The organism is Deferribacterota bacterium (genome assembly GCA_034189185.1).
Classification (GTDB): Bacteria; Chrysiogenota; Deferribacteres; order Deferribacterales; family UBA228; genus UBA228.
The window spans coordinates 1-8592 of record JAXHVM010000076.1; the positions used below are offsets into that span (position 1 = coordinate 1).

The window sequence follows — 8592 nt, forward strand, 5'->3', positions numbered from 1 at the left end:
ATTTGTTATATATCTAACAGGATCAATATACTCCCTTGTAGGGCCTGCTGTAACTAAAAATCTAATCCCCTTATATTCTTTGCTGCTTTGTTTGTAATCATTAACATAATCAAAAATTTCATCTGGTTCTTTTAGCCTGCCAACCCCTTCATCGCTACAAGCTAATTCACCTTTAGATGGGGGGATAATATTAAAACCTAAATTATTTAATTTATTTATATTCTCTTTGGTTATTGGGTTTAAGTACATTCTAGTATTCATTGCAGGACAAATAAACACAGTTTTCTCATATGCTACCAACATCAATGAGGTTAATAGATTATCCCCAACACCAGAGGCAATCTTGGCAATTGTATTTGCTGTTGCAGGCGCAATAATGATAATATCAGCCCAATCGACTAAATCTATATGAGACATATAACTTTCATTATTATTTTCATCAAATTCTTCTATATAAACTTTCTTTCTTGTTAAAGCTTCAAAGGTTAAGGGCTTAACAAATTGTGTAGCATTTTTTGTCATAATAACCCTAACAGGGTTATTACTTTTTAAAAACAATCTACACAAATATGGTATCTTATATGCCGCGATACCACCAGTAACAGCTAATAGTATATTATAATTCACCTTCTTCATTCTCATTAACCTCTACAAAATCAATTAACCCTTCAACAAGCTCATATAACGCCTTTGTAATACTTTTACTAAACATATCTACCTGACAAGGTACAACATCCTCTCCACCATTATGGATCTCCCTTGCTCTTAGAGAGGCAATATGTGTTAACTTAAATTTTGAACCAAATTTTTCATTGTTAATAGCTTTCTCAACATCGATTAATGGCATCTTAAACCTCCATATTTATAATATTTTCAATCTTTTCTATATCTTGAATTTTACAGTGTTCTGCAATATATATTGCAGAAAGCTCTTCATAAGCCCTATCAAATATATCATTGACAACAAAATAATCATATCTTTTATAATTCATGACCTCTTTTTTGGCACTCTTTATTCTTAGAGCTAATTTCTCTTCACTCTCAGTATTTCTATTTCTAAGCCTCCTCTCAAGCTCTTTTATGCTTGGAGGTAGAATCATAATCAAAATTGCACTTGATATTTTATTTTTTATTTGAAAAGCGCCATTTGGATCAATATCCATTATAACATCTCTTTGTTCACTTAAAATATTTTTTACAAAGTTTTTTGATGTGCCATAATAATCACCATAAACATCTGCCCATTCTAAAAATTCTCTATTTTCAACCATATTTAAAAATTTTTTCTTATCTACAAAAAAATAATCTTTCCCATCTATTTCGTTAGCTCTAGGTTTCCTTGTGGTGTATGAAATAGAATATTTGGCAGTTTCATTAAATTCTTCTAGTAATTTCTTACATAGTGTAGTTTTACCGCAACCACTTGGTGCACTTATAATAAATAACTTTCCTTTTCTTAACATTAATTTTATTATACGATGTTTTGAATCTGTTCCTTTATTTCATTAACATTAGTTTTCGCATTAATAACTAACTTTTTAATCTCAATATCCTCTGCTTTTGAAGCAATAGTGTTAAATTCCCTTAAAAGTTCTTGAGTTAAAAAATCTAATTTTTTACCACAGGGATATTCTTTCTCTGCTATTTCATTAAATTGCGCTATATGAGAATCTATCCTGTCTACCTCTTCCGTGATATCACTCTTTTGTGCAAATATAGCAACCTCTTGCATTATTCTTTCATCCTCTATTTCAGATATTAATAAATCTAATCTCTTTTTTATTTTATTAAATATATTTTTTATTTGACCGTCTGCTTTCTGCCTTATTTTTGAATTTATTAGACTCAAATTTTTTATTTGTTCATCTAGATATCTTTTAATTTTCACGCCCTCTTTTTCTCTCATCTCTTTTAGGTTTAAAACTGCATGTTTAACACCCATAATAATAAACTCTCTAAGCTCATCATCTAACTTGTTCTCCTGTTCATAGACAATAATATTATCACAGGCTAGGATATGTTCAATCTTTATATCATCTAATATATCGCTCTCTTTTTGTATCTCACTTAATATTTTTAAATATTGCCAAAATAACTCCTTATTTAGAATAGGTTTGACAAAAGACTTGACTGACTTTATCGACACATACAAATATATAGAGCCTCTTTTCAAACTATCTTTTATCAAATTTCTCAACTCTAATTCTAATATTTTTAAAGGATTTATTATATTAATAGATATATCAATGTATTTACTATTTAATGATCTAATCTCTACATCTATAGATTGATTTTCGCTGACCTCACTATAGGTCCCATATCCTGACATACTTTCTATCATTTTATTGTTTTTATTTCCCCTTTCATATATACTTTGAATATTAGTAAAGTTAGTAAAGGAGGTCAATATGTTATATGTTACTTCTACAATTGTTATATTAATATTATTACTCTTATTTAGTGCAATTAGGATATTAAATGAGTATGAAAGAGGTGTTGTTTTAAGGCTTGGTAGGTTTGTTGGTGTAAGAGGACCTGGTTTAATTATATTAATACCAGTTATTGAAAAATTATATAAGGTTTCACTTAGAACATTTGTTTTAGATGTGCCTCCACAAGATGTAATAACAAAAGATAATGTATCTGTTAGTGTTAATGCTGTTATCTATTTTAGGGTTGTTCATCCTGATAAGGCTATTTTGGAGGTGCATGATTATTATTTTGCAACAAGTCAAATTGCCCAAACCACGCTAAGGAGCATCTTGGGGCAGTGTGAACTAGATGACATACTATCCCGTAGGGATGAAATAAACATGCAAATACAAGATGTGATAGATAAACAAACAGATCCATGGGGTATTAAAATAATAACTGTAGAGATAAAACATATAGATCTACCACAAACTATGCAAAGAGCAATGGCTAAACAAGCAGAAGCAGAAAGAGAAAGAAGATCAAAGATTATACACGCTGAAGGAGAATTTCAAGCTGCACAAAAATTGTTAGATGCAAGTATGGTTATGTCTAAAAGCCCTATAGCATTGCAATTGAGATATTTACAAACGTTGAGTGAAATTGCTACAGAAAAGAACTCTACCATTGTCTTCCCACTTCCAATAGATTTGCTTAAAGCTTTTCAAAAAAAAGAAGACTAAATAACATAAGAATAGCAAAATGAAAATATTGTATTTTGAAAACCTAAAAACTACGAAAAGACACTATGGATTTCTAAGAGATACCCATGTTCATATAATAGAAGGAAATATATTCGAAAAATTTAACATAACTGATGAAACTATTACACTCGATAATATAAAAATACTGCCCCCAACAAATCCATCTAAAATTATAGGTGTTGGTTTAAATTATGTTGATCATGCAAAGGAAGTAAAAATGAAAATACCAAAAGAGCCTATTTTATTTCTAAAACCTAATTCTTCAGTAATCGGACAAAATGATAATATAGTGCTACCCAACCAATCTAATAAAGTTGAATATGAAGCAGAATTAGCAGTCATTATAAAGAAGAAGGCAAAACAGATAGAGATCTCAAGAGCCAAAGAATACATACTAGGCTATACATGCGCAAATGATGTTACTGCTAGGGATTTACAGCAATCTGACAGTCAATGGACAAGAGCTAAATCTTTTGATACATTTTGCCCTATTGGCCCATTTATTGAAACAGCTTTAGATCCAACTAATCTAGATATCAAACTCTTTTTAAATAAAAAATTGAGGCAAGACTCAAACACAAATTTGATGATCTTTGGAATTTATAAGCTTATTAGCTACATATCACATATTATGACACTATACCCTGGTGATGCTATCCTCACTGGAACACCACCTGGTGTTGGGCCAATTAACAAAGGTGATGAGATAATAGTATCTATTCAGGGAATTGGAGAACTTAGAAATTTCGTAATATAAATTTATTACTCTAAAAAACTAATTATTTAACTAAATTATTAATATCTATATATTATTCTTTTGTATTCTTTAATATATTTATTAATGGTTAATTAAATGTATAAAAAACTATTTAAACTGTGGTATCCCCTAGCTTTTGCTTGGTTAATGATCTCAGCTGAAGGCCCTTTTTTAACAGCAATAGTAGCTAGATTGAATAATCCAGATGAAAATTTAGCTGCCTATGGAATATCTTTTTCAATTGCAATCTTTACTGAATCTTTGGTTATAATGCTATTATCAACCTCTACCCTATTCTCAACTAATAAAGACAATTATTATAAAGTTAGAAAATTTTCTCTATTAATAATCTTAACTTCAACTTTAATAATTATCATTTTCTCGTTACCTCCAACCTTTAAAATAATTGCAGAGTTTATGAGCCTGCCTGAAAAAATAAGATCACTAGCAAATAATTCTGTAATGTTACTTATACCATGGCCAGCGGCAATAGGAATTAGAAGGTTTTATCAAGGACTACTTATGAGAAGTGGTGAAACCTATAAAATTGCCTTCTCAACGTGTTCTAGATTGTTCACTATTGCCTTTGTATCTATAATACTTATGAATTATTCTGCATTACCAGGTGCTTATATTGGCTCATTATCACTAACCCTTGGTGTTGTTTTAGAAGCGCTAGTAACATTTTTCGTATCTAGAAAACCTGTTAAAAATATCCTAAATATAGATTCTAAAAAGGAAAATATTAAAAGTATATTTGAACTACTAAACTTTTATATACCATTAACACTAACACCTATAATCATAATGTCTACTTCAACCCTTACAACATTTTTGCTGGGAAAAGCAAAATATCCCCTTGAATCTTTAGCTACAATGCCTCCAGTAATCTCCTTTTCTTTTTTATTTGCATCAATTTGCTATGCCTATATGGAATTAGTCATAGTAAACATGGATAGCAAGTTGACAAATTACAGATATATAAAAAGATTTGCATTAATTATTGGAATAAGTGTTACATTAATCTTTTCAGTTATACTCTTTACCCCACTTAATAAATTATATTTTTCAAATATTGCTGGTTTATCGGAAAGATTATTAGATTTTGCATCAACAGGTATAAAAATACTAATACTAATTCCCTTATATTCTTCTATAAACTCTCTCCAAAGGGGATTTCTGATCTTTTTTAAGGAGACTATAGCTATCTCTTTGGCTACCTTTTTAGTATTATGTACAACTGTTCTTTCGCTTATACTACTTATAACATATAACAAACTACCCGGCATATATAATGCTACTATAGCTTTGAATATAGGAAGACTTATTGGGATTATATATTTAGGAGTAAAGGTTTATAAATGCACTAAAGCAATTGATAAAAAATAAACATTTAATTAGATTGCTAGATACACATCTTCAAAGGTTATATTCTAAAATAATTAATAAGAAATAATTGACATAAGTCACAAAATTTTTAATCTTTCAGCATATCATATTTTTATCAATTAATCTATCTAGTTGTTCTATAATTAGTTTTACTCCCTGCCTTTTTAGAACATCATATAATAGCGTAAGTCTTTGATTTGGGCTAGATATTAATGCCTTTGATTGATTGTCATTTAATAACACTTCATATAGTAGCCTCAATTTTACAGTATCACCAACTTTCACTCTAACCAACCTTTGAGATATTATAGCCAATAGTGAGTAGGCTAATTTTAGTCTTATATTACTAACAAAATCCATCTCATAAAGATTCACAAATCTCTCCACTGTCTCAATAGCTGATGACGCATGGATTGTTGATATAACTAATTGACCCGCTGTTGCTGCTTGTAAAGCTAATTCTGCAACATCTTTTGCAACTATTTCGCCCACAAAAATAGCACTTGGCCTTTCTCTTAATACATCGGTAAGGGCTTTTGTATAATTTGGAGTATCTAATCCAATCTCTCTTTGTGATATAACTGAAGAACTATTAGTAAAAATATATTCTATAGGATCTTCAATTGTTACAATATGCCATTTAAAAGCTTTACTATAGTGCTCTATTAATGTTGCAGCTGTAGTTGATTTTCCTGCCCCAGCTGGACCAGAAATAAGTATTAAACCATGTTTCTTTTCAATTATGGGGTTTATATATTTCATATTAAATCCTAAGTCGGTAAATTTTTTATTTGAAAAATATATTAATCGTAAAACACATACAAACTTTCCCATTGATAAAAATATATGTATTCTAAAACGTAAACCCTTTGTTTTTAATGAAAAAGTAGCATTAATAGAACTAAAATTTACAATTTTACTCTTTAGCTCATTTTCATCAAAAGCTGTTAAACCATATTTCTTATAAATAGAAGATAACTCAAAAATATCTCTTAATATGTCAATAAAATTATAACCTTCTGTAGGAAATTTTGTTAATTCTTGGTTATATAATACATAAACATCATTTTCTAATAAAAGAATATCACTAACCTCAGATGAATCAAAATCCTTAAATATCTTTCCTATTAATCTCTCTATATCCATTTTATTAACAAAATATTATATAATGCTGATAAAAGCAATACCATCAAAACATAAAACACAACTATTTTACTATTTATAAAAAATATATGAACAAAGCTAATTTTTTGTATTATTACCCCTTTTTATTGGCAAAGGTGCGTATTCCACAGATGGAACTCTTTTCGTTGGCTGTGGAAATAGTCTCATAAGCTCAAGTATCTTCTTAGGCATCTCATTAGTAACATTCAATCCTAATTCTTTGGCCTCTTCATAAGTAATTGGATAATCATGGGTCCACAGTCCCTCTGTCATCTTTTTTGCTATAGCCCTTGATTTTTCCTCATCAAAATTATCAATTAGAAGATTATAAACACTTTTCTCTAATTGTTTGATAGCTTTTTCCCCAATATCAGCTAGTATTAAAGTATTATCCTCAAGTTTGTCTAAAGATTTCTGTTTAGTAGTTTTAAGTAATGACACGGCAGGGTATTTGTCTATTTGCGGATCAACGGGCCCTAAAACAGAGGTATCGCACATAACAATCTCATCAGCAGCCAAAGCAATTAATGTCCCACCACTCATAGCATAGTGAGGAACAAAAACAGTTACTTTTCCCTTGTGCTTATTTAATGCCATAGCGATTTGAAGTGATGCCAAAACTAAACCACCAGGGGTATGTACAATTATATCAATTGGGATATCATCATCAGTTAGTTGTATAGCTCTAATAACCTCTTCAGAATCATGTATATCAATATAGCGCATAATAGGAAATCCAATAAAATTCATACTCTCTTGTCTATGTACCAATAGAATAACCCGTGATTTTCTCTCCTTTTGAATACTTGTAATCAATCTTTGTCTTGCTACCTCAAGCATTTTTTGTCTAAGTAGTGGTTGAAAGGCCATTAATATTAAAAATATCCAAAATAAATCAAAGAAAGTCATAATTTACTCCTTTTCAATGTATTTCATTAAAATTACATTAATTAAGTAATTCTACTATTTTGCCCATTCTATAATATAATATTATATCTATAAACATCTTATTATGTAATGGATTTTCCTTAAAATAAAATAAATGAGACGTACAACTGCAATCTGAAGAACCAAAATTATTAATCTCACCTTTAGCTATCTTTTTAACACGGCTAGCTAAGCTGCACTCATATCGCCTTGTTTCTCTAATGGCAAAGCTTTTTAAAAATTTAGCGTATTCTATAAAATAATCTATATGCCAATGCTTATTTTTCCTCTTTCTCTTATGTCTATTTATTCTTTTTGTAAGACTATTCATAGCAGATCCTATATAAACATAATAACCCTTTTTAAAGAAAATTTCGCCTAATTTTCCAATCAAAATTTCACCTTCAACATTAAGTTTTAAAACCAATAAATAGCTTCCTTTATCAACAATTCTATCTTTTAACAATTCTAAAGGTATTCCAATTTTACTAATATCTAATTTGTTAGGAAACATAGAGAAATTATTTACTGTATATGCAAAAAACAAGATTCTCTCTCTGCTGTCATAAAAGGCATGTGCAAAATCAATATCTACATTAAATTCAGGTAAAAAATATTTTACATTTGGTGAGTAAGCTAAAAATAGAATTGCTGTTTTACAGCCATTACCTGCTAATCTAGCTAGTTCATAAATATGTTTTGTAGCCCTTTTGCTTGGGGCATCTGGAAACATTGCAAGTTTATCATAATATAACGTAGAGGATTTTACCTCTAATATTAGGCGCTTATTACCACATTTAAGTAAAAAATCAAACCTACTTTTACCAAAGGAGCACTCTTTGCTCTCTATATTATAATCTTTCAATTCTTCAATCATATTATTGTTAATTAATTTCTCTGCAACTACATTATTATAATGGGTATCTAATAAAATTAAATGACTGCTATCTACAATAGAAAAACAGCTAAATTTATACTTTCTAGAGTCTTTATCTTGATATTTAAGTAAGACTTTCCTACCTTCTACTAGTAATTCCCAGAGTCTTCCTGGATTTGCTAAGTATGCATATATGATTTCACCTTTATATTCACACTTTACAACAAACCTATTAATTCTCTCTATGAAAGTAGCTTCAATTATATTCTTCAACTTTTTTATATATATTTAAATAATATACA

Annotated in this window: 10 protein-coding genes; 3 read left to right on the forward strand and 7 right to left on the reverse strand. The window is 29.3% G+C overall.

Annotated features, from left to right (window positions below):
- The 4 genes from coaBC to SVN78_06405 all read right to left on the reverse strand — a co-directional run.
- A partial coding sequence (gene coaBC, locus SVN78_06390; GenBank protein ID MDY6821232.1) for a bifunctional phosphopantothenoylcysteine decarboxylase/phosphopantothenate--cysteine ligase CoaBC occupies positions 1 to 636 on the reverse strand: 636 nt, incomplete at its 3' end.
- The gene (locus tag SVN78_06395) at positions 617 to 847 is read right to left on the reverse strand and encodes a DNA-directed RNA polymerase subunit omega (protein ID MDY6821233.1); all 231 of its coding nucleotides are present in this window, start codon (positions 845 to 847) and stop codon (positions 617 to 619) included. The genes SVN78_06395 and coaBC, both read right to left, overlap by 20 nt.
- A 1-nt stretch (position 848) precedes the next feature.
- Positions 849 to 1463 (reverse strand): guanylate kinase, encoded by a 615-nt coding sequence (gmk, locus tag SVN78_06400; protein ID MDY6821234.1) that lies wholly within the window; start codon positions 1461 to 1463, stop codon positions 849 to 851.
- 8 nt (positions 1464 to 1471) lie between these two features.
- The gene (locus tag SVN78_06405) at positions 1472 to 2341 is read right to left on the reverse strand and encodes a YicC/YloC family endoribonuclease (GenBank protein ID MDY6821235.1); all 870 of its coding nucleotides are present in this window, start codon (positions 2339 to 2341) and stop codon (positions 1472 to 1474) included.
- A gap of 67 nt (positions 2342 to 2408) precedes the next feature.
- On the opposite strand from SVN78_06405, the gene SVN78_06410 reads away from it, so the two are divergent.
- The 3 genes from SVN78_06410 (at position 2409) to SVN78_06420 (ending at position 5322) form a co-directional block, all read left to right on the forward strand.
- Positions 2409 to 3155 (forward strand): slipin family protein, encoded by a 747-nt coding sequence (locus tag SVN78_06410; protein ID MDY6821236.1) that lies wholly within the window; start codon positions 2409 to 2411, stop codon positions 3153 to 3155.
- A 19-nt stretch (positions 3156 to 3174) separates the two neighbouring features.
- Entirely contained in the window at positions 3175 to 3933 is a 759-nt protein-coding gene (locus SVN78_06415; GenBank protein ID MDY6821237.1) for a fumarylacetoacetate hydrolase family protein, read from the forward strand.
- 96 nt (positions 3934 to 4029) lie between these two features.
- Positions 4030 to 5322, forward strand: coding sequence for a hypothetical protein (locus SVN78_06420; GenBank protein ID MDY6821238.1), 1293 nt, complete (start codon positions 4030 to 4032; stop codon positions 5320 to 5322).
- Between the two features lie 96 nt (positions 5323 to 5418).
- Here the strand turns inward: SVN78_06420 and SVN78_06425 are convergent, their stop codons facing one another.
- The 3 genes from SVN78_06425 to sfsA form a co-directional block, all read right to left on the reverse strand.
- Positions 5419 to 6468, reverse strand: a complete 1050-nt coding sequence (locus tag SVN78_06425) for an ATPase, T2SS/T4P/T4SS family (GenBank protein ID MDY6821239.1) — start codon at positions 6466 to 6468, stop codon at positions 5419 to 5421.
- A 96-nt stretch (positions 6469 to 6564) separates the two neighbouring features.
- Positions 6565 to 7395: an ATP-dependent Clp protease proteolytic subunit gene (locus SVN78_06430; GenBank protein MDY6821240.1), complete on the reverse strand. Its 831-nt coding sequence runs from the start codon at positions 7393 to 7395 to the stop codon at positions 6565 to 6567.
- A 37-nt stretch (positions 7396 to 7432) separates the two neighbouring features.
- Complete coding sequence (gene sfsA / locus SVN78_06435) at positions 7433 to 8563, reverse strand: DNA/RNA nuclease SfsA (protein MDY6821241.1); 1131 nt, start codon at positions 8561 to 8563, stop codon at positions 7433 to 7435.
- Between the last annotated feature and the right edge of the window lie 29 nt (positions 8564 to 8592).